At 36.9% G+C, this 25,236-nt stretch carries 21 protein-coding genes, 1 tRNA gene and 1 CRISPR repeat array; of the genes, 12 read left to right on the top strand and 10 right to left on the bottom strand.

The features are described 5' to 3' along the window. Positions 1-76: 76 nt before the first annotated feature. Complete coding sequence (gene cysZ / locus BQ5209_RS08530; RefSeq protein WP_306456147.1) at positions 77-922, top strand: sulfate transporter CysZ; 846 nt, start codon at positions 77-79, stop codon at positions 920-922. Between the two features lie 8 nt (positions 923-930). Here cysZ and BQ5209_RS08525 read toward each other — a convergent pair whose 3' ends face one another. The 5 genes from BQ5209_RS08525 to pdxS all read right to left on the bottom strand — a co-directional run bounded on the left by BQ5209_RS08525 (position 931) and on the right by pdxS (position 5,097). Further along, the gene (locus BQ5209_RS08525) at positions 931-1,122 is read right to left on the bottom strand and encodes a YpfN family protein (protein ID WP_085248113.1); all 192 of its coding nucleotides are present in this window, start codon (positions 1,120-1,122) and stop codon (positions 931-933) included. Between the two features lie 45 nt (positions 1,123-1,167). Beyond that, positions 1,168-2,310: a succinyl-diaminopimelate desuccinylase gene (dapE, locus tag BQ5209_RS08520; protein ID WP_085248112.1), complete on the bottom strand. Its 1,143-nt coding sequence runs from the start codon at positions 2,308-2,310 to the stop codon at positions 1,168-1,170. Positions 2,311-2,324: 14 nt separating this feature from the next. Further along, positions 2,325-2,681, bottom strand: coding sequence for an ArsC family reductase (locus BQ5209_RS08515; RefSeq protein ID WP_085248111.1), 357 nt, complete (start codon positions 2,679-2,681; stop codon positions 2,325-2,327). Between the two features lie 353 nt (positions 2,682-3,034). Further along, positions 3,035-3,602: direct repeats of the CRISPR family, unit length 28 nt; unit sequence GTTCACCGCCGCATAGGCGGTTTAGAAA. A gap of 14 nt (positions 3,603-3,616) precedes the next feature. Then, complete coding sequence (gene pdxT, locus BQ5209_RS08510) at positions 3,617-4,210, bottom strand: pyridoxal 5'-phosphate synthase glutaminase subunit PdxT (RefSeq protein ID WP_085248110.1); 594 nt, start codon at positions 4,208-4,210, stop codon at positions 3,617-3,619. Then, on the bottom strand, positions 4,210-5,097 hold the full coding sequence (pdxS, locus tag BQ5209_RS08505) for a pyridoxal 5'-phosphate synthase lyase subunit PdxS (RefSeq protein WP_085248109.1): 888 nt from the start codon (positions 5,095-5,097) through the stop codon (positions 4,210-4,212). The genes pdxT and pdxS overlap by 1 nt, the downstream gene beginning before the upstream one ends. 178 nt (positions 5,098-5,275) lie before the next feature. On the opposite strand from pdxS, the gene BQ5209_RS08500 reads away from it, so the two are divergent. The 3 genes from BQ5209_RS08500 to BQ5209_RS08490 all read left to right on the top strand — a co-directional run bounded on the left by BQ5209_RS08500 (position 5,276) and on the right by BQ5209_RS08490 (position 8,392). Further along, positions 5,276-6,679, top strand: coding sequence for an aminotransferase-like domain-containing protein (locus tag BQ5209_RS08500; protein WP_085248108.1), 1,404 nt, complete (start codon positions 5,276-5,278; stop codon positions 6,677-6,679). Positions 6,680-7,342: 663 nt separating this feature from the next. Further along, the gene (locus BQ5209_RS08495) at positions 7,343-7,606 is read left to right on the top strand and encodes a SemiSWEET family transporter (protein WP_085248107.1); all 264 of its coding nucleotides are present in this window, start codon (positions 7,343-7,345) and stop codon (positions 7,604-7,606) included. A 405-nt stretch (positions 7,607-8,011) separates the two neighbouring features. Further along, positions 8,012-8,392: a DUF1161 domain-containing protein gene (locus BQ5209_RS08490; protein WP_085248106.1), complete on the top strand. Its 381-nt coding sequence runs from the start codon at positions 8,012-8,014 to the stop codon at positions 8,390-8,392. 112 nt (positions 8,393-8,504) lie between these two features. On the opposite strand, the gene asnA is transcribed toward BQ5209_RS08490, so the two are convergent. Both asnA and fabB read right to left on the bottom strand, forming a co-directional pair. Continuing rightward, entirely contained in the window at positions 8,505-9,497 is a 993-nt protein-coding gene (gene asnA / locus BQ5209_RS08485) for an aspartate--ammonia ligase (RefSeq protein ID WP_085248105.1), read from the bottom strand. A 334-nt stretch (positions 9,498-9,831) separates the two neighbouring features. Next, entirely contained in the window at positions 9,832-11,043 is a 1,212-nt protein-coding gene (gene fabB / locus BQ5209_RS08480) for a beta-ketoacyl-ACP synthase I (RefSeq protein ID WP_085248104.1), read from the bottom strand. Positions 11,044-11,324: 281 nt separating this feature from the next. Between fabB and BQ5209_RS08475 the strand changes: the two genes are divergently transcribed. After that, positions 11,325-12,590: a putative DNA modification/repair radical SAM protein gene (locus BQ5209_RS08475; RefSeq protein WP_085248103.1), complete on the top strand. Its 1,266-nt coding sequence runs from the start codon at positions 11,325-11,327 to the stop codon at positions 12,588-12,590. 3 nt (positions 12,591-12,593) lie between these two features. Beyond that, positions 12,594-13,409 (top strand): TIGR03915 family putative DNA repair protein, encoded by an 816-nt coding sequence (locus BQ5209_RS08470; protein ID WP_085248102.1) that lies wholly within the window; start codon positions 12,594-12,596, stop codon positions 13,407-13,409. 88 nt (positions 13,410-13,497) lie between these two features. Here the strand turns inward: BQ5209_RS08470 and BQ5209_RS08465 are convergent, their stop codons facing one another. Next, positions 13,498-14,256 carry an MlaA family lipoprotein gene (locus BQ5209_RS08465; RefSeq protein WP_085248101.1) on the bottom strand — a complete coding sequence of 253 codons (759 nt, stop codon included), beginning with the start codon at positions 14,254-14,256 and terminating at the stop codon, positions 13,498-13,500. 126 nt (positions 14,257-14,382) lie between these two features. Here BQ5209_RS08465 and BQ5209_RS08460 point away from each other — a divergent pair. The 6 genes from BQ5209_RS08460 to tkt all read left to right on the top strand — a co-directional run bounded on the left by BQ5209_RS08460 (position 14,383) and on the right by tkt (position 21,824). Next, positions 14,383-14,454 (top strand) — tRNA-Arg (locus BQ5209_RS08460). 1,054 nt (positions 14,455-15,508) lie between these two features. Further along, positions 15,509-15,751, top strand: coding sequence for a FeoA family protein (locus BQ5209_RS08455; protein ID WP_085248100.1), 243 nt, complete (start codon positions 15,509-15,511; stop codon positions 15,749-15,751). Next, positions 15,748-18,072: a Fe(2+) transporter permease subunit FeoB gene (feoB, locus tag BQ5209_RS08450; RefSeq protein ID WP_085248099.1), complete on the top strand. Its 2,325-nt coding sequence runs from the start codon at positions 15,748-15,750 to the stop codon at positions 18,070-18,072. Before BQ5209_RS08455 ends, feoB begins: the two co-directional genes overlap by 4 nt. A gap of 77 nt (positions 18,073-18,149) precedes the next feature. Beyond that, complete coding sequence (locus BQ5209_RS08445; RefSeq protein WP_167370334.1) at positions 18,150-18,386, top strand: FeoC-like transcriptional regulator; 237 nt, start codon at positions 18,150-18,152, stop codon at positions 18,384-18,386. Positions 18,387-18,727: 341 nt separating this feature from the next. Further along, positions 18,728-19,678 (top strand): transaldolase, encoded by a 951-nt coding sequence (gene tal, locus BQ5209_RS08440; protein ID WP_085248097.1) that lies wholly within the window; start codon positions 18,728-18,730, stop codon positions 19,676-19,678. A 139-nt stretch (positions 19,679-19,817) separates the two neighbouring features. Further along, positions 19,818-21,824: a transketolase gene (gene tkt / locus BQ5209_RS08435; protein ID WP_085248096.1), complete on the top strand. Its 2,007-nt coding sequence runs from the start codon at positions 19,818-19,820 to the stop codon at positions 21,822-21,824. A gap of 71 nt (positions 21,825-21,895) precedes the next feature. Here the strand turns inward: tkt and BQ5209_RS08430 are convergent, their stop codons facing one another. Together BQ5209_RS08430 and BQ5209_RS08425 are read right to left on the bottom strand one after the other, a co-directional pair. Next, a complete protein-coding gene (locus tag BQ5209_RS08430; protein WP_085248095.1) occupies positions 21,896-23,470 on the bottom strand; it encodes a phosphoethanolamine transferase in 1,575 nt (524 codons plus the stop codon). A 372-nt stretch (positions 23,471-23,842) separates the two neighbouring features. Beyond that, on the bottom strand, positions 23,843-25,231 hold the full coding sequence (locus tag BQ5209_RS08425; RefSeq protein ID WP_085248094.1) for an MATE family efflux transporter: 1,389 nt from the start codon (positions 25,229-25,231) through the stop codon (positions 23,843-23,845). Positions 25,232-25,236: the final 5 nt, after the last annotated feature.

Here is a 25,236-nt window from a genome sequence, read left to right as displayed (position 1 = left end):
GGTTATTAAGCGGTATGTTTACAATAGTCATCATGTTTTAACTCAATGCGTTTTAATTTAAAAGGAACTGAATGTGATGCACAATAAATTAGAAAATCAGATGCAACATCGCTATTCGCAAAATCAAACATACAACCAGTCAAGTAGCCACAATCCAAAAAATCAACCCACAACAGGAATTGAATACTTTTTTAAAGGTTGGTCGTTGGCGTTTAGTCCGGGGATTAAGCGATTTGTTTTTTTACCGTTAATTGCCAATATAGTGGTTATGTCGGCACTATTTTATTGGTTTTTTACCTCTATATCGGGCATGGTGGATAGGGGCGTTGCGTATATGCCAAGCTGGCTACATTGGCTAGGTTATCTCATTGTTTTTATCGTTATTTTAATGCTAGCTATTTTATTTTGCTACTTCTTTAGTACAGTAACCAATATTATAGCCGCACCTTTTAATGGTATATTGGCCGAACAAGTCGAAGCGCAGTTAACGGGCATCCCCGCAGCAGATCTGTCATGGATTAGCATTATTAAAGATCTTCCTCGTATTTTGGGTCGTGAACTACAAAAACTGAAAAATTACCTATTGTGGGCAATACCGATACTGATGACGTATTTTATTCCTGTTATTGGACAATCGGTTACACCAGTGGTATGGTTTTTATTTACCGCTTGGCAAATTAATATTCAATATGCCGACTATGCTTTTGATAACCACAAAATTACCTTTCATCGTATGCGCGAATTACTTAAACAAGATCGGGCCGATAATTTAACCTTTGGCATATTAGTCAGCTTTTTTACTATGGTGCCAGTGCTTAATTTAATTGTTATGCCTATTGCGGTTTGCGGCGCAACAGCAATGTGGGTTGATCGCTACCGTCATCAAGCACTATTTGACAGCCGTAGCCAAGATTTTCGTTAAAGTAAGTGCTACTTTTTTTTCGTTGAATTTGTTGACGGCCAATCATCGTCGTCATCATCTTGATAAGGGATAGGTTTTATCCCTTTCTTTTTTTCAAGATATGCTTTATAACCCAATCGGTTCAGTGCTTTAATGGTATTAATAAAAATCCCAATTAAAATAACTACAATTATCCACCAATAATCTTTAAGCCACGCCATAGTCTTTCCTTTTAAGTTAAAACCGATACCACCAAGTTATAATAGTTATGCCAATAATAATTTTTCTAAAATACGGTTATAAATTGCAGTTAAAGTAATAATATCTTGGCAATTAGCGTTTTCATTGACTTTGTGAATGGTCTTGTTAAGTACTCCAAGTTCGATCACTTGACATCCCATTTTAGCAATAAAGCGCCCGTCCGATGTGCCACCACTGGTCGATAGTTTGGTCTCAATATTGGTCAACTCCTTAATGGCACTCGCTGCTGCGTTGGTCAGTTCGCCTTGGGGAGTTAAAAAAGGATGTCCTGATAATCGCCAAGCTAACGTATAGTGTAAATTATGTTTTTGTAAAATCTGTTCCACGCGCGTTTTAATTGCGATATCAGTCAGTTCGCTACTATAACGAAAGTTAAATTGTACTTTCAGATCACCTGGCACGACGTTTTCAGCACCAGTACCTCCATTAATATTGGCAATTTGCATTGTTGTTTGCGGAAAGTATTGATTCCCTTCATCCCAAACAGTGTTAACCAATTCATTTAATGCAGGGGCGAAACGATGCACAGGGTTATCGGCAAGGTGAGGGTAAGCCACATGACCTTGAATGCCATGTATAATTAAATTAGCTGTTAGTGAACCGCGGCGTCCATTTTTAATCTGGTCGCCAAGTACCACATCGCTTGATGGTTCACCTACAATGCAATAATCAACACGCTCTTGGCGCTTAATGAGCAAATCGACCACTTTAATTGTGCCATCGGCGGCATCCGCTTCTTCATCCGATGTGATTAAAAAGGCGACGCGCCCAGCGTGATTCGGATGTTGTTTAACAAAATCCTCTGCTGCACAAACCATAGCAGCAACGCCACTTTTCATATCCGATGCACCACGACCATAAAGTATGCCATTTTCATCAATCGTTGGCGAAAAAGGTGGATAACACCATTTGCTTTCATCACCGGCTGGCACAACATCAGTATGTCCGGCAAACATCAATGTTTTGCCGGTAGCATTATTGCCATGATAGGCCCATAAGTTCTTGGTTTGCCCAATATTGACTTCTTCAATAATAAAACCGAGTGGTTTTAATCGCTCAATAATCATTTTTTGACAGTTTTTATCGTCAGGACTTATTGATTTCTCAGCAATGAGCGCTTTGGTTAGCACAATAACAGGTTCATTCATAATGGTCTCGATTTTTATTTAGATTGTGAAATAAATTGGGAATAAAGCTCGTTTGAAAACCCTAGCAAAGCAAGTTTATCATCAATAAGTAAAGGGCGTTTTAAGATAGATGGATTAGCTAACATAATCTGTTTAGCTGCTTGTTCATTATCAACCTGTGCGCGGACAGATTCATCTAACTTACGCCAAGTGGTACCACGGGTATTAAGCAAACTTTGCCAATCTACCAATTGTAAAAAAGTATCTAAAAGCTCTGCCGACAGACCATCGGTTTTATAATTATGGAATTGATAAGTTATGTGATGATCATCAAGCCAAGTAAAAGCCTTTTTCATCGTATTGCAGTTTTTAATACCATAGATTATGTACATAATCAGTGATCCAAGTCTGAAAAATATGAGAAGATTATAACAGTTATCAGCATGCAGCAGCAAATCGGAGCTATCTATTAGCTAAGATTTTTTTTAGTTGTTTTTGTCATTAATTTTTCACTGTTTATATTGCCTTAAAAAAATCAAATAAAATCAATTCATTACCTGAATGGTTTTTGCGTAACAAATATACTTAATATCGACATAACCAAAATCCTACCAACCCTTTTTTTTAACTAAAAATAAAATATAATAAAAACAATAAATTATAAAAGCTCCCCAAAAAAGGGTTTTTAAAAACAAAAATCCTATTTGCCTTTTGTAATACAGGGGTTATAGTATGTTCGCTTCTAGTTCACCGCCGCATAGGCGGTTTAGAAAATTGCTCGACTGAATTTTTTATCTAAAGCATCGTTCACCGCCGCATAGGCGGTTTAGAAATATACCTGCATATTTCGTGAGGCATATTTACTGTTCACCGCCGCATAGGCGGTTTAGAAATAACCTAAAACTAAAACTAAAAGGTTTGTTTTGTTCACCGCCGCATAGGCGGTTTAGAAATCCGCGGGTAAATAGTAGCGACGTAAGATCAAGTTCACCGCCGCATAGGCGGTTTAGAAACGTTAAATGTGCTGAACTGTCTTTATTAAAATGTTCACCGCCGCATAGGCGGTTTAGAAAACAATTACTACACAATCGAAAAATAGGCTTCGGTTCACCGCCGCATAGGCGGTTTAGAAATAGGCGGTATGGGGGAGAGGCGGGATTTATTAGTTCACCGCCGCATAGGCGGTTTAGAAATAGGCAAATTTTTACAACCGCGAAAAATGAACGTTCACCGCCGCATAGGCGGTTTAGAAATGTAGCCAGTCCAAAATTGTGTTTTTATACATGTTCACCGCCGCATAGGCGGTTTAGAAAATCCTTTATTTATTCTAACATCTATCAACAAAGTAATGCATAATACGATTATCGGTTGTTAGTTCGGGATGAAAGGCGCAAACTAAGATGTTATTTTGCTGTGCCATAATACAGTGCTGATCGACAAATGCCAGTTGCTCAATGCCTTTTCCTGCTGTGGCAATATAAGGTGCACGAATAAACACCGCAGGAATTTGTTGCCCAATAGGGGGGATATCTAAATTTGTTTCAAAGCTGTTAACCTGTCGACCAAAACCATTTCGTTCAATACAAATATCGATTAAACCCAACAATTCGACTTCGTTATGGGTTGTTGTTTGCCCACAAAGCACAAGCCCTGCGCAGGTGCCTAAAACACCTTTGCCTTGCTTGGCAAATTGTTTTATAGGCGCTACAAGTCCATTTTGTTTGATTAAACGGCTAATTGTGGTGGATTCGCCTCCGGGGATGATTAAACCGTTTAGCTTGGTTAAATGTTCGGGTTTTTGCACTAAAGTCGCTTGTATATTGTCGATACTATTTAGCATAGTGATATGTTCACTCACCGCACCTTGAAAGTTGAGTACCCCAATATGTTTTATATGACTTTGTGTGGATGATTGCGTCATTACCAGCCTCGATCTTGCATTCTGTTTGACGGCGCTAGCGTGCTGATTTCAATACCTTTCATTGCTTCGCCCAAGCCTTTTGAAAGCTGTGCTAAACGTGGATAATCATCAAAATAACTGGTGGCTTGTACGATGGCTTTGGCAAATTTCTCTGGATTTTGCGATTTAAAAATACCTGATCCAACAAAAACACCGTCAGCACCCAATTGCATCATAAGTGCCGCATCGGCTGGGGTTGCTATGCCGCCTGCGGCAAAGTTAACGACAGGTAGTTTTTTTAACTGTTTGATTTGCAACACTAGCTCATAAGGTGCGCCTATCTCTTTGGCAAAAGTCATTAATTCATCTTTCGATTTGTTAGCAACTTGGCGAATTTGTTCATTGACTTTACGCATATGGCGCACGGCCTCAACAATGTTGCCGGTGCCGGGTTCACCTTTGGTGCGTAGCATAGATGCACCTTCGCCAATTCGGCGTAGCGCTTCGCCCAGATCACGACAACCACAAACAAATGGTACGGTAAATTCTTCTTTGAGTAGGTGATACTGTTCATCAGCAGGGGTTAATACTTCACTTTCATCAATATAATCAACCCCCATTGATTCTAAAATACGGGCTTCAACAATGTGCCCAATGCGAGCTTTAGCCATAACAGGTATGGTAACAGCGTTCATGACTTGTTCAACAATAGTTGGATCAGCCATTCGAGCAACGCCACCAGCTGCGCGGATATCTGAAGGCACTCGCTCTAAAGCCATTACCGCAACAGCACCTGCTTGCTCGGCAATTTTTGCTTGCTCAGCATTAACAACGTCCATAATGACGCCACCTTTTTGCATTTGTGCCATGCCACGTTTAACAGTTTGTGTGCCTATGACTTGGTTCATTTTTTGCTCCTGTTTAAATCAATAATGATAATATTTTGACATTTGCAATATTATTCAAAAATAAAGCTCAGCAAAAAACAGCCAATTGGACTATAATAAAGCCATCCAATTTCTGGAGCTAATTTGACGTATCGAAACGCACAAAGCAAGCTGCCAATACTGTTAAAATAAAACAACCATGTGGAATAAACAGACACTGGTACAATTTACCGGATCACTTTTTAAAAAAGTCACGCAACTTATCGAACTCTATATTGAGCAGGGCGTATTGATTGTGGGTGAAAGGCTACCTTCAGAACGCGAACTAGCAAAAAAATTGGGTATCAATCGCTCAACGGTTGTGCATGCGCTTGAGCTGTTAACTGAACGTGGTGTGCTGATCCGGCGCCAAGGAAGTGGTACTTATGTAAATCATCAAAAGTGGGGAGTGCAAGCGTATTCATCAATTAATTGGCGGTTACCTGCGCATTTTTATCAAAATAAACAATCGTTTTATCAACAAAAAGTAGCGCAAGTTCGAGCACAACAACCGCATATTTGCGATTTAGCTAATGGCGATTTGCCAACCAATTTAATCCCTAAACTACAGCTACCAAATACTTCGTTAAATGAACTGATTATGCACGAAAAAAACAGCGATGCACTACAATTAGGTTTGCCATCGCTTAAAACACAAATTGCGCTTTATATGCAAGCGCAGTTTGCCATGCGAGTTGATATTAATGAAATTTTAATTACATCGGGTACACAGCAATCGTTGTTTCTAATTACGCAGGGGTTACTTAAACCTGGTGATGCGGTTGGAATTGAGTCTCCTTCTTATTTTTACTCATTACCTCTGTTTCAAGCGGCAGGCTTACGTTTGTATGGTATTGTGTGCGATAATGAGGGGATTACGCTTGAAAGCTTAGCTAATTGTGTGCAGCAACATCAAATTAAATGGTTGTTTTTGAATCCCATTTTTCAAAATCCGACCGGTTTTGTTATGAGTGATAAGCGAAAGCAAGCAATACTGGCTTTTTGCCGCTCTCAATGTATCGGCATTGTTGAAGATGATGCTTATAGTGCTTTAGCATTTAAACCTGATTTGGCAATATCGCCCATTAAAAAATGGGATCAGCATAATCAAGTTATCTATTTAGGATCGCTATCAAAATATATTGGGAGAAATATTCGTATCGGATGGATGATCGCCCCGCCTAGTATCATCGAAAATTTGGCTAAAATTCGGCAACACATTGATTCCGGTTTAAGTATATTGCCACAATTATTAGCCCAAGAATATTTGCAACATTATCACTTAGTTCATCAACAACAGTTACGACAAGCACTACAAATTAAAGCCAAGCAGTTAATGCAATGGTTAGATTGCTATTTTGGTGGTGATATTGTGTATCAAGCGCCGCTAGGTGGCTTTCATTTGTATGCTCATTTGTCGGTAAACACGGTAGCTCAAGAATTAGCACTACTTAATCAATTGTTATTAAATGGTGTGATCGTATCTCAAGGAGCCGATTTTGGTGATAACCTTGGAACAATTAGATTTAGCTATGGTCATTTTGAACCGCTATTGGTTAGGTAAAAAATAGGTTGTCACAAATATAATCTACTAGCTTTTTATTTTATTTGATAACATTTTAGTTGCTGTTAGCAAATATTGAACCAATTATTTATTCTTTTGTTTGGCATTTAAAATCAAACCCCTGATATACTTGCCTCGATTGTTATGCCAATCATCACCTCTTTATTCAGCAAGTCTATTACAAAAGTTAAAAAAGCGACTTTTTAGTAAGAATAGAATCGTTGTCAAGAGGGAATATTTAACTATTTAAAAATAATTAATATATTACTTAGCTGTCGACAGGTTTATGCGGTCTTACCAAATCATGCAGTGAATAAACATTTTATCCCTTTTGATTTATCAGTAAAACAAACTAGGTTAAGTTAAATAGTTGATGTTGTGGTTGAGTAAAATTATGATTGTTTAAACAATCATTGAATTTAGTTACGCCTTGTAATTGGTTATCATGCCATGCTACAACTAATAAAGTTTTTATAACTAAATGATTAAATTTAAATTATATATAAATAATATTAGAGCATAAGTCAACCATGAGTTAATGGCTGTCTTATTTTAAGCCTACTTACACAGTTTAATCCTAGCTAATAGTTTACTGACTGTATCTTAACTGGTTATAATCAACAGTATAAAATGATAAGTTATAAATGATATTAGGAGGCAATTTTGCATCTTTCACCAAAGGCTTTTCGTATTTTAGGGATTATAGCTACGGTTGCATCATTAGGAATGTATGTTTCTTATATTCCACAAATCATTGATAATTTACATGGATTTAAATCAAACCCTACCCAACCATTAGCAGCTGCTATTAACTGTTCACTTTGGGTCTGCTATGGTTTATTGAGAGAGAAGAAAGATTGGCCAATTGCAATTGCCAATTCACCGGGCGTATTTTTTGGTTTAATTGCCTTTGTTACTGCTTTGTAATTTGCATCAAGCAATTGATTGTAATCAATTATGTATCGTTGTAGCTTTTTGCAGTCTTTTTTACTATCAATGGCAATAGAGAATTTCAGCCAAATTGAGAAAAAGATTTGCTTTTTTTATCAAAATTAACTCACTTTTTGAGTGATTAAATATTAGTCAATCAAGAAGTGAGTTAATAATCATAAAGTTATTGAGTTATTAACAGGTTTGTTAAACACTTATTAAATTGTACAGTGAATAAATCGAGCTAATCGGCTTGCTTTAACATCATCCAATACAAAAGGAGGTGTTAAGGATGTGTAACTATGCTGACAGGCTATTTTTAACTACGTATAAAAAGAAGATAGTAAGATACATAACGTTAATGCATTTAATAATTAAATAAATTATAAGGAGAGGAAGAAAATGAAAAAATTAATCGGTGTTTTTTTACTAGTTTTTCCTGTGTTGGTAGTAGCATCAAATTGTGACAAAATTAGCGCCAATATTGCTGAAAAAATCAAAAATAATGGTGTTGATCCATCGCAGTTTCAACTTAAATTAGAATCAGCAGACAAGTCAGCACAACAAGCTAAAGGTAAAATTGTGGGATCTTGTGATCGTGGTCACCAAAATATTATTTATGTCCGCTCAGATAGATTAATAAACAAGCAACCAAATCAGCCAACTAATGTAACAGATGTAAATGCTCAAAACAGCGTTGATGAAGTGCAATCATCAACAATTAATCCTGCTCAATCAAATCAATTTGATGATTTTTCTGTGCCGGATGATCCGAATGATTAAGCTGCACTACTAAATACTGAATCAGTACCAAGTGAATAACTGGTAGCTAATTAATCAGAGTCTTTTTGAAGAAAAAATAGGGCGTAATGCCCTATAGTTTTAAGTGGTATAGTTATAACAAATGACTATAATTTGCTTTAACATCATCACTCCATACACTCGCTTGCACTTGACCAATATGTTTTTGTTGTAGTAGTAACATTATTAAACGTGATTGACCAATACCGCCCCCAATGGTTTGTAATAAATCACCGTTAACTAATGCCTTATGCCATGAAAATTGCAAACGATCTTCGTCATGCGTTAATTTTAATTGACGCTTTAATGTATCAGGATCGACGCGAATCCCCATTGAAGAAATCTCAAAAGCACTATTTAAAATGGGATTCCACACCAAAATATCGCCATTTAAGCCTTTAGATCCTAAATCGTTATCACTACTCCAATCATCATAGTCGGGCGCACGCTCGTCGTGTTTTTCATTATTTGATAGCTTACCACCAATACCAATTAAAAATACCGCACCAAGCTCTTTGGTTATTGCGTTTTCGCGTTCTTTGGGTGATAAATTTGGGTAACGTTTTAACAGCTGTTCACTATCGATAAATGTGATTGATTCGGGCAAAAAGCGTGAAAGATGATACTGTTGTGACACGACTTTTTCGGTCGCTTTAATAGCTGCGTAAATATGGTCAACTGTTTGTTTGAGATAAGTCAAATTGCGATCTTCAGGGCGAATTACCTTTTCCCAATCCCACTGATCAACATAAACCGAATGGATGGGGGAAAGTTGATTTTCGTCTGGGCGTAACGCTTTCATATTAGCGTAAATACCTTCACCAACTTGGAAGTGGTAATCACTTAAAATCTTACGTTTCCATTTGGCGAGTGAATGCACTACTTCATATTGTGCATTAGGTATTGCTTTTACCTTAACTTGGACTGCATGTTCAGTGCCTGATAAATTATCTTGGATACCATCACCAACTTTACTTAGTAATGGTGCTTGCACTTCGATGAGTGATAAACGTTCGGCAAGTTGATTGGCAAAAAATTGCTTAACAAAGCTAATTTGCTGTTGCTGCTCTTTAAATGATATCGTCATGCTTACGCTCTATTTATTTAGTTTTATGTGAATAAGTAAGGTAAACTAGATGAATAAATTTTGCAAGATGCAGATAGAAAGGTTATAGCATGTACTTGCTTAACGTGTTATAGCTTGTTTATTTGATTAATTTAAACTTAAATAAAATAAATTAGTTACTTGAACTTTTTTATAGAAAAAAACAGGTTTTCGGCAGATAATAGTTATCATCGTTATTTATTCAGTCTTGGAGTATGCCGGTAGCAAAACTTGCTTTATGAACAAAATTTATGAACAAAAAAACCGCACATAATCGAACGGTTTTTTTATTAATGATATCAATTAAATTTGCTTATTAGGCTTTGTATTTTTTCATGACAATTGAGGCATTAGTACCACCAAAGCCAAAGCTATTTGACATGACTGTGGTAAGTTCACGCTCGGTTGGTTCGGTAATAATGTTCATACCAATTGCTGCTTCATCAAGTTCATCAATATTAATGCTTGGCGTAATAAAGCCATGTTCTAACATTAATAATGAATAAATAAGCTCTTGTGCACCAGTTGCACTTAATGAGTGACCTGTCATTGATTTGGTTGATGAAATCGCTGGAATGTTGTCACCAAATACTTGTTTGATTGCCCATAACTCTTTGACATCACCCACAGGGGTTGATGTGCCGTGGGTATTGATGTAATCAACCGGAACATCTAAATCTTGAATAGCAAGTTGCATACAGCGCATTGCACCTTCGCCTGATGGGGCAACCATATCATGACCGTCAGAGGTTGCACCATAGCCAACAAGTTCACCATAAATATGGGCGCCACGCGCAAGGGCATGTTCTAATTCTTCAACAACAACCATGCCTGCACCACCTGCAATAACAAAGCCATCACGATTTTTATCATAAGCGCGTGATGCTTTTTCTGGATTTTCGTTATACTTGGTAGATAACGCACCCATAGCATCGAATTCGCAAGACATTTCCCAGCAAAGCTCTTCACCACCACCGGCAAAAACGATATCTTGTTTGCCAAGTTGAATCAGTTCAGCAGCGTGACCAATGCAGTGAACTGATGTTGCACATGCCGATGTCATTGAGTAGCTGACACCTTTAATTTTAAATGGGGTTGCCAGACAAGCCGAGATTGCTGATGACATTGATTTGGTTACAGCATAAGGACCCACACCGCGTAATCCCTTTTCTTTCATGCCAGCAACGACATTGTATTGTGTTTTGGTTGATCCACCATAACCAGCAATTAGACCTGTACGAGGGTTAGAAACTTGTTCTGGGGTTAATTTGGCATCTTCGATAGCCTGTTGTAAAGCAAGATAACCATAAATAGAAGCATCATTCATAAAACGAACAACTTTGCGATCAATTAGTCCTGTCGTGTCTAGTTTGACATTTCCACATACGTGGCTACGCATTCCGTTGTCTTTCATTTCTTGAGAAAAGGTAATACCGCTACGGCCTATTTTTAGTGATTCTAAAACTTCTTTAGTATTATTCCCAATACTTGAAAGAATTCCTAACCCTGTAATAACAACACGTTTCATTTACTATTTAGCTCCTAAGTTATCTGGCTTCATACAAAAAAGTGCGTTGATTATAGCGTACACTTGTAAGCTCAACAATACCTTGCTGAGTTTTTTATTTTTACCTTGTGATATTGACTTGATTATTTGCATAAATAAAGCAATTAAATTAAATATAACCTTCTAAAAAGTCACTAAAAGTGATGTCGATTAGGGGGGTGTTTTAGCCGCAATATTTACTTGCCAAGCTTTATATGATTACTGTAAACTGTATAAATAAACAGTATTTTAATGAGTTAAATATGACCGAAAAAATGATAACCAAACTTGAAATATTAGCTGAATCGGCAAAATATGATATTTCCTGCTCGTCAAGTGGTGCATCAAGAAGTAATAAAGCTAAAGGTATTGGTAATGCACATAAATCTGGTATTTGCCATAGCTTTACTGCTGATGGTCGGTGTGTTTCGTTACTTAAAATTATGCTGACAAATTATTGTATGTTTGATTGTGCTTATTGTATTAACCGGCAAAGTAATGATATTCCTAGAGCGGGCTTTACGCCACGCGAACTGGCCAATTTGACCATTGAATTTTATCGCCGTAATTATATAGAAGGTTTATTTATCAGTTCGGGGATTGTTAGAAGTCCAGATCATACCATGGAAAGAATGATTAGAGTGGTAAAGATTTTGCGTGATGAGCATGGCTTTAATGGCTATATACATATGAAAGCGATCCCCGGTGCAAGTAATGATCTAATTAATCAAGCTGGCTTATTAGTTGATAGGATGAGTGTTAATTTAGAAATTCCAACGGAAGAAAATCTTAAATTACTCGCGCCCGATAAAGATCATCAAAGCATCTATCAACCTATGCGGCAAATTCATCAAAATGTGTTAGAAAATATCGAGGATCGCAAAAAATTTCGAACCACACCCAAATTTGTACCTGCAGGGCAAAGTACTCAAGTTATTATTGGTGCGACAGATGAGTCGGATAAGCAAATTTTGCAATTAACCGCCAAACTTTATAAACGACCAAGTATGAAACGAGTTTATTATTCGGGATTTATTCCGGTAAATGGTTACGACAAACGGCTGCCTGTTGTGCAAGAAGTACCAAGAGTGCGCGAAAACCGTTTATACCAAGCCGATTGGTTATTGCGTTTTTATGATTTTAATGTCGATGAAATCGTTAACGATCAATATCCCGATCTGGATTTAACGGTCGATCCCAAACTGGCTTGGGCAATCCGTAATCCGCAGTTTTTTCCGGTTGATGTGAATCGTGATAGTTATCAAAAAATATTACGAGTGCCAGGCATTGGTGTTAAGTCAGCCAAGTTAATTGTGATGGCAAGGCGTCATCGAAAGCTTACTCTTGACGCACTTAAACGCATTGGCGTTGTTTTAAAACGTGCACAATTTTTTGTTATTTGCCACGAAATGAGAAAATTCAAATTACTCAATTCATCGGCCGAATATATCCGACTTACGTTGCAAGATCCGCCTTTGCTAGAAGATAAACAGACAAATACTCCACAGCAACTAGTGATGGGCTGGTAAATCATGCTGGCGTTTTATTATGATAAGAGTTTTGAAAGCTTGCTTTGTGCTGTGTTTGATGCGTTTAAACTCAAGAAAATGCCTGAATGCTTATTAACCACAGGACAGATCGAGTCGTTGTTAGTGTCTGATAGACATCATGTTGAATTTTGCAATGCTAAATATGAACGAGTACGCGTAGCATTAATTAACAAGATTAGCAAAGTTGCGCTTCGTCAGTTGATGTATGTTTGGCTATCGGAATTGCCTGAAAGTGATTTAATTGTTTTTCGTTACATTTGTAAGGTATTTAAATCCTCTAAATCAATCGAAACTGATTTTGCCGATCAAGATGTGCTAACTGTGCATGATATTGCTAAAAAAGTGAGCCGAGAACGGCATCGAGTGATGCAATTTGTACGCTTTAATGCCATCAATAATCCACTTAAAGATGTTGTTGAGCCTAACGACAGGGAAGATAAGATCTATTTTTCGATCATTGCACCTATTTATAATGTTTTGCCGTTGGTGCTTAAATTTTTTAAAGAGCGCTTTGCTGATCAAAAATGGGCAATATATGATGAAAAGCGTGAATATGGTTATATCTATAATTTACACGGGATTGAACCTGTGTCGCTTATTGATAAAGATGATCTGATTATAAATAGCCAAGTTAATCAGCAGTATCTAACCAAAGACGAAGCGCTATTTCAAACTATGTGGCAACGCTATTGCAATGCGTTAACCATCAAAGAACGCATCAATCCTAAATTACAGCGCCAGCAAATGCCAAGCCGATTTTGGCATTATTTGCCAGAAATGAAACCAATATCGAAATAAATAGACAAGTAAAAGACCATAAAAAACCGCCAATTAATCGCGGTTTTTTATTAGCTTGATTTAATACAACGGCATAATTTAATTAAAGCTATTGTGAATCGATATCATTAATAACATCATTAATCGATTCTTCCCGTTGTTTTTGCTTGCTTTCGTCCACTTTACCACCCGATGCCACAAAGTCATTACGTTGGAAGTAAGCATTACGCATAAAGTTATAAGGATCATCGCTATTTTTAATTAAATCTTCATACTCGATCGCTACCGCACGCGCTTCAATACCATCAAACGCACCACGCACTAAAGCCCATTGCCAATCTAACCAAACAAGTGGTGGATAAAGAGAGTCAACTACGCTACCACCTTCGTTTCTTAACGTTGCTGATCCATAAAACGGTAACACAACATAAGGACCATAAGGCACTTCGTAATGGCCTAATACATCACCAAAAGTCCGTTTACCACCTTTTTGTAATTGAGGATCTGACATGCTAGCAACATCCAGCAAGCCCGCAAAACCGAAAACGGTATTTAAAAAGAATCGAGCTAAATGCGTGCCCGCTTTATGAACATCACCTTGTAATAAATTGTTCACCATTGACGCAGGTTCAGACAGATTAGATGAAAAATTAACCACACTTGTACGAACAGGGGAAGGCACGTAATCTTTCCAAGCGACTGCTGTAGGGCGCAAAATATAAGGATCAAGTGCATAGTAGTTAACATCAAACATGGTTTTGTTAAAGCCAGATAACGGGTCACTATAGGAATTATTTTCGGCCTGATAAGTAGCACAACTGGTGAGAGCCATTACCGAAAACATCATACCAACGATTCGTTTTTTCATAGTATCTTTGATTAAAAGTAATGAGGTTAAATATGATGCAATTGTATCATGATTACTAAAAATAGAAAATTTTTCGTTATTTAAATGGCATTATCTTTTCAAATTTATTAAAATACGCATGCCAATGACCTCATAGTTAAATGGATATAACAAGCCCCTCCTAAGGGCTAGTTGCAGGTTCGATTCCTGCTGGGGTCGAAATTATACTCAACTATTTCTTTGCAGTTAAATTTACGCACTACCTAAAAATCTAAAATCCAGCTAACCCTTTTTTTTATTAAAAAATAAATAAAAACAACAAACTAAAAATAACCTACAAAAAAGGGTTTTGTAAAACCAAAATCCTATTTACCTTTTGCAAAATGGGATTATAGTATATTGGCCTCTAGTTCACCGCCGTGTAGGTGGTTTAGAAATGTGCTACAGTTTTATATAGATATCATCAAAAGTTCACCGCCGTGTAGGTGGTTTAGAAAGCGTAAAGGTGATTCTATTCTGTACCCCAAGGGTTCAACGTCGTGTAGGTGGTAAATTAAAATCAAATATATAATTATAAAAGCATAATAATCTTTTCAAAAACGATGGTTATGTTGTTTGTCTTATTACTGCGTCAGAATTTGCCGACAACAGGGAGAGGTTATTCTCCGTCTGGAACGACAAATTTGTCTGGAACAAATTTGACACCTGAGTGTAGCTGAAAGCCACATTCTGCAGCCATAGCATGAGATTGCTAAGGGCATTCGCTTTAATTCCCTTAGCTCGGACGTGGTCATTATAACTATTTTGTTCACCAAAGGTTAAAACGTCCGAAACCACTACACCTAATTCATTCTATCCACCAACCCAAAAAGGCCTTATTTCTTGCCAAAAATCCGTCAGGAAAGCTATTGATTTTATTAAAGTTTTTTATTGCCGTTTTTTACAAAAAAAACACCCAGTAACCACTTGATTTTGTTAAAAACAATAAAATCAATACTATACCTAATCGTTTTTATGGGAAATAGTTCATTTGAAACATTTAAAAGCTATTGTTACGACTTATTTGATAGGTATATATAAAAGTTAAAGGCGAATGAGTTGGATTTGTATTTTCTATGATTTAATGCTTTTGCGATTTTTACTGGTTATTTGTTGTTATTGAGAATAATTCGCATTTTTACACTAAAAAAAATTATGATTATTTTTTAAGATATGCATCTTTGATTTAATACGATTACTTTTATTAATACTATCGTTATTTTTAGGAAGCATAATGTCATCTTTTACCCTTAACCAGTTACCTTTAGGGCGCGAGGCGGTAATTACTCGTTTATTACCTGAATCGTTACCCTTTCGTCGAAAGTTGCTTGCAATGGGCATTACGCCGGGTTGTAAGGTTTTGGCTGTGCGTGTTGCGCCACTTGGTGATCCAATTGAAATTAAAATGCGTGGATTTGCACTTTGTTTACGTCGTAAAGAAGCGCAAGCCATTGAAGTGATGGAGGTAAGTGCGTGAAGTTAGCATTAATTGGTAACCCTAATTGCGGTAAGACAACGTTATTTAATGTACTAACGGGCTCAAAACAGCGAGTAGGGAACTGGCCGGGTGTGACCGTTGAGCGTAAAACTGGTATATTCACTTATCATCATACGCAATATGAAGTTATCGATTTGCCCGGTACGTATTCGATTGAGCCAGATCCGCTTAGTGTTTCGCAAGATGAACTTATTGCGCGCCAATTCGTGCTGTCCGAAAGTGATAGCCTGATTATTAATATTATTGATGCAACTAATTTGCAACGCAGTTTGTATTTAACTTGCCAGTTGATTGATTTGCAAGTGCCAATGATTGTTGTGTTAAATATGATCGATGCTGTTAAATCCATGGGCGAACAGATTAATGTTGATTTGTTGTCGACTTTGCTCGGTTGTCCTGTGGTGGCAATATCATCTCGTCAAAAAATGGGTTTGCAGGGCTTTTATCAACAAATCGAAAACATGGCAATGCGTCCATATACTGCACAGCCATCGATTGATCTGCTTGGTGATGATCAGCAAGCGGTGATTCAACGTTATCTTTGTGATCTGCCTGAAGATAGCGTTGTGCGCCAATTTAATCGCTGGCAATTGATAGATGCCTTATTAGATGATTCGCGCTATCGCTTATCACAACGTGAAACCAAAATGTTAGCGGACTGCCGATTGTTGCTTGCAAAATGGTGTGATAATGAAATCGATGTGGCACTTGCTAGCGCTCGTTATGATACGATTGATGTAATTTGTAAAAAAGTCATTGAGAAACCGCGTGAGCTTAGCCGTCATTTTTCTGATAGGTTAGATAATATTACGTTAGGGCGTATTACTGGGATTCCGTTCTTTTTGCTAGCTATGTATGCCATGTTTATGGTGGCGATTAATTTTGGAGCGGTGTTTATTGATTTTTTTGATGTGCTTTTTGGTACTATTTTTGTTAATGGCACAACCGAGCTACTTCACGCTATCAATGCTCCAAATTGGATTACAGCTATTTTAGCCAATGGTATTGGTCGCGGCATTCAAACTGTTTCAACGTTTATTCCTGTTATTGGGGCGATGTTTTTTTGTTTGTCGTTTTTAGAAGATTCTGGTTATTTAGCGCGTGCAGCAATGGTAATTGATCGGCTAATGCGCAGTATTGGTTTGCCGGGTAAAGCATTTGTGCCAATGCTTGTGGGGTTTGGCTGTGGTGTACCAGCCATTATGGGCACGCGAACGCTAGAAAGCACTCGTGATCGCATTATGTCGATTTGTATGATTCCTTTTATGTCCTGTGGGGCAAGGTTGCCGGTCTATGCATTATTTGCGGTAATATTCTTCCCTAACAATTCCTCTATAGTGGTGTTTGCGTTATATTTGTTAGGCATAGTGGTGGCAATGGTGACGGGCTTTGTGCTCAAATTTACTTTGTTAAAAGGTTCACTCACACCATTTATTATGGAAATACCTGTGTATCGTATTCCGACTTTAAGTAGTCTAATTAGTTTGACTTGGCAGCGCTTAACGTCGTTTATTTTTAGAGCGGGTAAAGCTATTGTGTTGATGGTAACAGTGTTAAGTGTGCTTAATTCATGGGGAAGCGATGGTTCGTTTAGGCAAGAAAGTTCGCAAAACTCTATGCTTTCTGTTGTTAGCCAAAAAATCACGCCTGCATTTGCACCGATGGGAATTAACCATGATAACTGGCCAGCAACAGTAGGCATTTTTACTGGTATTTTTGCTAAAGAATCGGTAATTGCAACACTCAATTCGCTTTATGCTATCGATGATGATAACGAGCAAGCCGAGCCATTTAGTTTATCGCAAGGAATTTTAGAGGCGCTAGCAACCATTCCGAAAAATTTGGCGAGTTTGTCGAATGCAGTTTTAGATCCGTTAGGATTTAACACTGCTTCACAAGATATGGATTCACTACAGGTTGATTTAGCGGTGGATTCGACAACAATTTCACAAATTAAAAATGGGTTTGGTACCTCTTCAGCTGCGATGAGTTATTTAATTTTTATTTTACTTTATACTCCTTGTGCTGCAGCGTTGGGCGCAGTTTATCGCGAAGCTGGTTTTAAGTGGATGGTATTTGTGGCAATTTGGACTTTTACCGTTGCGTGGCTTACGGCAACTATTTATTATCAATGTACGTTACTTGGGCATTCGCCTGTCGCCGTTTGGTGGCTAATGGGGTGCAGTGCATTTATTGTGGTAATGGTACTGTTTATGCGTATTTTTGGGCAATATTTGCCTTTTAATCAACCAGCAGCGCCAAATATATCCCATTGTAAAAAATCATCATGCTGTCAGTAAATAAATGGCTGGCTAATTTGTAAAATATAAATAGAGGAAAAGTATGCAGGGGTTGCCCTGCAACTTTGGTTATGGCTATGTTAATAACATCAATTCGTGATTATGTACAATTAAAAGGTCGTGCACCATTGCAAGATATTGCCAGACACTTTCACTTACCCGAAAGCGCAACTGAGCAGATGTTACGTTTTTGGATCAAAAAAGGCGTGATAAAATTGATAGCGCAAGATCAGCCATTGCCTTGCCAAGCTAATCACTGCCGTTCTTGTACAAGTTGTGGTTTAACCAGTCAACTTGAATATGTTTGGGCTTAAGCAATTAAATTATAATTTAGCGAATTTTTAAATCTGCAAATTTTTTTGTTAAGCATTTTGTCGATCTAAAGATCGATTAATGCAAATTAATCCTAATTTGATTTTGTGATTTAATTCACATAATTGAATTTATTTGTACGCTAAAAATAGTAAACATAACTAATATTAATGAGTGATAATGTTACGGTAAAGCCTGATTCCGCCTTTTTTGTTTGCATTTTACTGTGTTTTTTTTGAACACAACCAAGATGAATCATCATCCAATGACAAAGTCGTTTTATTATGGAATAAATGTTATTATACTTTACATTATAATAACACGCTGTATGAGGATAAAAAGTATGAGTCAATTAGATGAATTTAAAAAATTAACTGTGGTGGTAGCTGATACGGGTGATATCGATTCGATTAAGCAGTTTTCCCCCGAAGATGCAACAACGAATCCCTCTCTTGTTTTGAAAGCAGCACAACTTCCTCAATATCGCAATTTAATTGATTCTGCAGTGCAAACCGCTAAAAAATTAGGTGGCAGTAAAGAACAGCAGTTAGTTAATGCGTGTGATCAAGTTGCGGTGAATATTGGTGCTGAGATTTTAAAAACCGTTCCAGGACGAATTTCGACCGAAGTGGATGCGCGTTTATCTTTCGATAAACAAGGTTGTATTGAAAAAGCGCGTAAAATCATTGCACTTTATCAAGAAAAAGGCATTGATAAGTCTCGTATTTTAATTAAGATTGCATCAACGTGGGAAGGTATTAAAGCAGCAGAAGTACTTGAAAAAGAAGGTATTAACTGTAATTTGACGTTACTATTTTCGTTCGCACAAGCGCGTGCGTGTGCTGAAGTCAATGCCTTTTTAATTTCGCCATTTGTAGGGCGTATTTATGATTGGTATCAAGCTAAAAAACCAATCGATCCTTATGTGGCTGATGAAGATCCGGGCGTTGTTTCTGTGCGTAATATTTTTAATTATTATAAACAACATGGTTATAAAACAGTTGTGATGGGCGCAAGCTTCCGTAAAGTCGATCAGATTTTGGCATTAGCTGGTTGTGATAGGTTAACAATTTCACCTAATTTACTTGCCGAAATGCAACAATCAAATGCGTCTGTTGTGCAAAAACTTAATCCAAATCAATCTTTGGTTGAGCGCCCTGCACCAATGACCGAAGCTGAATTTAGGTGGCAACATAATAGTGATGCCATGGCAGTTGAAAAATTAGCCGAAGGCATTCGCGCATTTGCCGTTGATCAAGGAAAATTAGAGGATATGATTGGCGCACTGCTATAATCATATTACACATGATAGGGGAGTTAGCTCCCCATTTTTATACTAATTTTTGTTAATTTAACTAATTATTTTGCAAGTGATATCCACCTTGCAGGCATTAACAAATTTTCACTCAAAAAATTTTTTTGGAGATTATAATATGAATGCAACCACACTATCTCACCGCGAACTGGCGAATGCGATAAGGGCATTGGGCATGGATGGCGTACAGAAAGCAAAATCAGGGCATCCTGGTGCGCCGATGGGTATGGCAGATATGGCTGAAGTGCTTTGGCGTGGCTTTTTAAAACATAATCCAAACAACCCAAAATGGGCTGATCGCGACCGTTTTATTTTATCAAATGGTCATGCTTCTATGTTGATCTATAGTCTATTACATTTAACCGGTTATGACGTGACCATTGATGATCTAAAAAACTTTCGTCAGTTGCATTCAAAAACTGCAGGACACCCTGAATATGGTTATGTACCGGGTGTTGAAACAACAACCGGACCTCTAGGTCAAGGTATTGCTAATGCCGTAGGTATGGCTATTGCCGAAAGAACCTTAGCTGCACAATTTAATAAGCCTAATCATACTATTGTTGATCACCATACTTATGTGTTTATGGGTGATGGTTGTATGATGGAAGGTATTTCGCACGAAGTATGTTCGTTAGCAGGTACTCTTAAATTAGGTAAACTTATTGCGTTTTATGATGATAATGGTATTTCAATCGATGGTGAAGTTGAAGGTTGGTTTACTGATGATACTGCAAAACGTTTTGAAGCTTACGGCTGGCATGTTATCCGTAGTATTGATGGTCATGATGCTAAAGCGTTAAAAGAAGCCATCGAGCAAGCGCAGGCAGTAACCGATAAACCATCATTATTAATGTGTAAAACAGTGATTGGTTTTGGTTCGCCAAATAAAGCCGGTAGCCATGAAAGCCATGGTGCACCATTAGGTGATGCCGAAATTGAAGCAACACGTAAGGCACTTGGTTGGAATTATCCTGCTTTTGAAATTCCTAAAGACTATTATGATGCTTGGGATGCTAAAGCTAAAGGTAAGCAGATCGAAGATGAATGGAATATTCGTTTTGATGCTTATGCTAAGGTTTATCCTGAATTAGCCAAAGAATTTAAGCGTCGTGTTAATGGTGATTTGCCGGTAAATTGGTCACAAATTGCTAACGATATGGTGAATAAACTCCAAGCAAATCCAGCAACAATTGCTACCCGTAAAGCATCACAAAATGCTATTGAAGCGTTTGCCCCTGCTTTACCTGAGTTTTTAGGTGGTTCGGCTGATTTAGCACCAAGTAATTTAACCATGTGGTCAGGCTCTAAAGAGATCTTAGCTAATGCGGATGGTAATTATATCCATTATGGTGTGCGTGAATTTGGTATGTCTGCTATTATGAATGGTATTGCATTACATGGTGGATTTATTCCTTATGGTGCAACATTCTTAATGTTTATGGAATATGCACGTAATGCCATTCGAATGGCGGCATTAATGAAGATTCGAGCTTTATTTGTCTATACTCATGATTCAATTGGCTTGGGTGAAGATGGACCAACGCATCAACCTGTTGAGCAAATGGCAAGCTTACGTATGACGCCTAATGTGAGTACTTGGCGACCATGCGATCAAGTCGAGTCAGCTATTGCGTGGCAATATGCAATAGAACGTAAAGACGGTCCAACAGCGCTGATTTTTTCACGACAAAATCTTAAACAACAAGATCGCACTGCTCATCAATTAGCTGATGTATATCGCGGTGGTTATATCTTAAATGATTGCATAGGTACACCAGATTTAATTATTATTGCGACGGGTTCAGAAGTTGAACTTGCCGTTGAAGCTTATCAACAATTGACACAAGCAGGTAAAAAAGTGCGGGTGGTATCAATGCCATCAACTGATGTGTTTGATAAACAAGATCAGGCTTATAAAGAGTCAGTATTGCCATCGTCAGTCACAGCCCGCCTTGCTATTGAAGCGGGTATTAGCGATTATTGGTATAAATATGTTGGCCTTAATGGTAAAGTAATTGGCATGACAAGCTTTGGTGAATCAGGTCCAGCGGATCAACTGTTTAAAGAGTTTGGCTTTACTGTTGAAAATGTACTTGCGCAAGCAAATAGTTTATTGAAATAGTTAATTTATTATACTAAAAAACGCCATCAGTGAAATATTGATGGCGTTTTTTATTATTTAAATAATGACTATTAATTAAAAGGATTTGGGTCGTTTTTTAATTTATTAAATTGATATAATTTATTGTTATCCCAATCTTTAACTTTGATATTCTGTTGTTCGGGTATCTCAGAAAGCTCATTTTGCATATAATCATGTTTTACATCTAATTTAACCCCCATCCAGTTGCTTAACAAATAAACTAGTTGGAATCCCGATATTTGTTTATTAATTTTTTGTTGGGAGGATTTATCTGAATCAAAAAAGATAAATGGAACTCGATAGCTATCTTGATAGTTTGGATTGTGTCTTAAATCATTATATTGATCTGCATGTGCAAGGCCATGATCGGCAAAATAAACAACAGAATAATCTTGATTATGTTTTTTTAATATATTGATGGTTTGTGCAATAAGATCATCTGTTTCTTTAATGCTACTGACATAACAAGAGATGTTTTTATTATTTAGATCAAACTGTACTTTAAATTCTAATCGCCTACAAAAGTTAGAGTGTGAGCCGATCAGATGCATAACAATAAGTTTTGGTTTATTATCTTCTGTCGATACAATATTGTCTAATTCAGGTAATAATAAGGTGTCATGTTTTCCTCTTGATGATTTGCCGTTATATTCGCCTTTTTTGGTATAAAAAGAATGCTTTGCATAAGCAGCAATACGAGGTACGGTAATTTCAATTGCACCTAATTTACCTTGATTTGAAAGCCAATAAGTTTCAAACCCAGCATCATTAGCAATGCTAACAATATTATTATTTAGTTGGGCATTTACTTTTTTTTCCTCAGAAAAGATGGATTGGCTAATGAGGTGTGGAATTGATGATTGAGTATTTGGGGCAGGTGTGATTAATCCATCCCAAATAACACTAGCATGGTTACGGGCAAACGGTGTATTATCATATTTAAAACCATACGCACTCATATAGTCTTTTCGAACGCTTTCACCAATGATAATAATGTAGGTTTTATGCTTTGGATTAACCGATACAATTGGAATGCTATTTGTTTGCTCAATTTGTTTAAGTTGCAGCTGCTTTTCGGTTAAATATATTTTTGTACTTTCATAAAATGCCAGGCTAAACTCTAAAATTGGATATTTAATATTTTTTAAAAAAGAGTAAGTTATTGAACTGAAAGTGTTTGGGCGATACTGGGCAATTATTTTTATTGGTTTATAACAACATAATCCTAATACAAAAATAATTAAATAGCGATTGGTAGTTTTTGGAAACGAAAATTTTTTAAATAAGATAATAAAAAATAATATTAAGATTAGTGGAACAAAATAGAAATAACTAGGCAGTTGTGAACAAAACTCTGTCATTTCATCAATATCTGTTTCAGTGATAGCACTAATCACCGCAACGTTAGGTGGACCATAATAAAATCCCACAGGTAGATAGAGTGCCGCTATGACAAACCATATGCCAAAAAAGATTCGGAAAAAAGTAAATCGCCCTAAAAAGATAAGGGAAAAGTAAGTTAGACATATACGATCCAATTTTTGCTCGAAACCTAATAGATAAATAAGCAAAATAGAAAGACAAATACACGTGCTGTGCGAAAATAGATTTTCTTTTTTTATCATTACAATAACAGTATTTATTATATCAATTTTAGTTTGCAGAAATTATATTTTTATTCAAAATATTAAGCAATATTATTTAATTCGAATATTAATAAATGATCATTTAATAGAAGTATTATTGCTCAAGATGATACTGATATTAGTGACAAACCTAATTTAGGGATTGATATCGACAAGGAGAAAGTGAAAAGGTTTCTTTTATCGGCTGGTTTGCTATTTTGGACTCATGCCTAAATTATAGCCAAAAATGGCTACTTGTCGATAATTATTAAAGAATTAACTCATTTTTTTAATTATTGAAAAATCAATAATTAGTTATTATAAAAATGTAGTTAATCCTTTCTATATTATTAAATTCTTATATAGGTAATTTTATTTTGATGCTCGTTCTAAAATAACATCAACGGGTTGTTTTTGGATGTAGATCATCCTAGCTATTAATAGTAATGCCGCAACAGCAAGTCCTGATATGATACCTATCCAAAAACCAGCTGCGCCAATTGGTTCAATGATTAGGTTGGTTAATCCTAAAACATAGCCAACGGGCAGTCCAACTACCCAATAAGAAAGTAGGGTGATAAAAAAGATGCTTTGGGTATCTTTGTAACCTCGTAGTACGTTACTTGCTACTACTTGTAAATAATCTGATGCTTGATAAATAGCTAATAATATAATGAGCTGCATACAGATAGCCATGACGGCTGTTTCTTTGGTGAATAGAGCGACAATCGGTGCTTTAAAAATAACTAAAATTAACGCAACAATTATTGCCATGGCAAGCGATATAGCTAAACTAATATAGGCGGTTTGTTTGGCTAATGCAGGTTTTTTATTACCCAGTAAATAACCAACACGAATACTGGTTGCAACACCAAGAGATAATGGAATAGCGAAGGTTAAACTACTGATGGTAAATATAATTTGATGTGCAGCAACGGTTATTTGACCTAATGGGGCAATTAATAATGCAATCACAGCAAATAAGCTCATTTCAAAAAAGTAAGCCAGCGCAAGAGGAGTACCAAGCACAACAATTCTCTTGATTATGGTAAAGTCAATCAGCTTTTTGATTGGTGTTTGACGAATGTCTCGTTGGTTTACGCTAGTGAGTGTATATAAGCGTATTAATATAAACATAAGCCAAAATATGATTGCCGCTGTAATACCGCAGCCAGCACCACCAAAAGCAGGTAAGCCTAATTTTCCATAGATTAAAACATAGTTAATTGGAATGTTGGCAAGGAGAGCAATGAATATGATCACCATTGCTGGCTTTGTGTTTGATAGTCCTTCACATTGATTTCGGTAGACCAAAAAAAATAAGAATGCAGGTACACCCCACATTATGGCGCGTAAAAATGAGACGGCAACATCAACCATTTCTGGATCGATTGGGTGATCGGCTGAGCTTCTTAAGTTAATGACCTTGTCGGAATGGTATAGAAATAACATCATTAATATTGATAAGATTAGTGCTATTACTATACCTTGACGGGTATGATTTGCAACTTGGTCACGTTTGGCTGCGCCATTTAAATTTGAAATAATTGGCGTTAACACCGTTAATAAACCTTGTCCAAATAAAATTGTGGGTAACCAAATTGACACTGCAATAGCCACACCAGATAGGGCTGTTTTGCTATAATTCCCAGCCATAATGGTGTCGACAAATGTGATTGCTGTTTGTGATACTTGAGCAACGAGTACAGGAACCGCTAATTTAGTGAGATTTTTTATTTCGTGTTTATAATGTTGTTTCATGGTTT

Source organism: Gilliamella mensalis (assembly GCF_900103085.1).
GTDB classification, from domain to species: domain Bacteria; phylum Pseudomonadota; class Gammaproteobacteria; order Enterobacterales; family Orbaceae; genus Gilliamella; species Gilliamella mensalis.
This window is presented reverse-complemented; position numbering and strand designations above follow the sequence as displayed.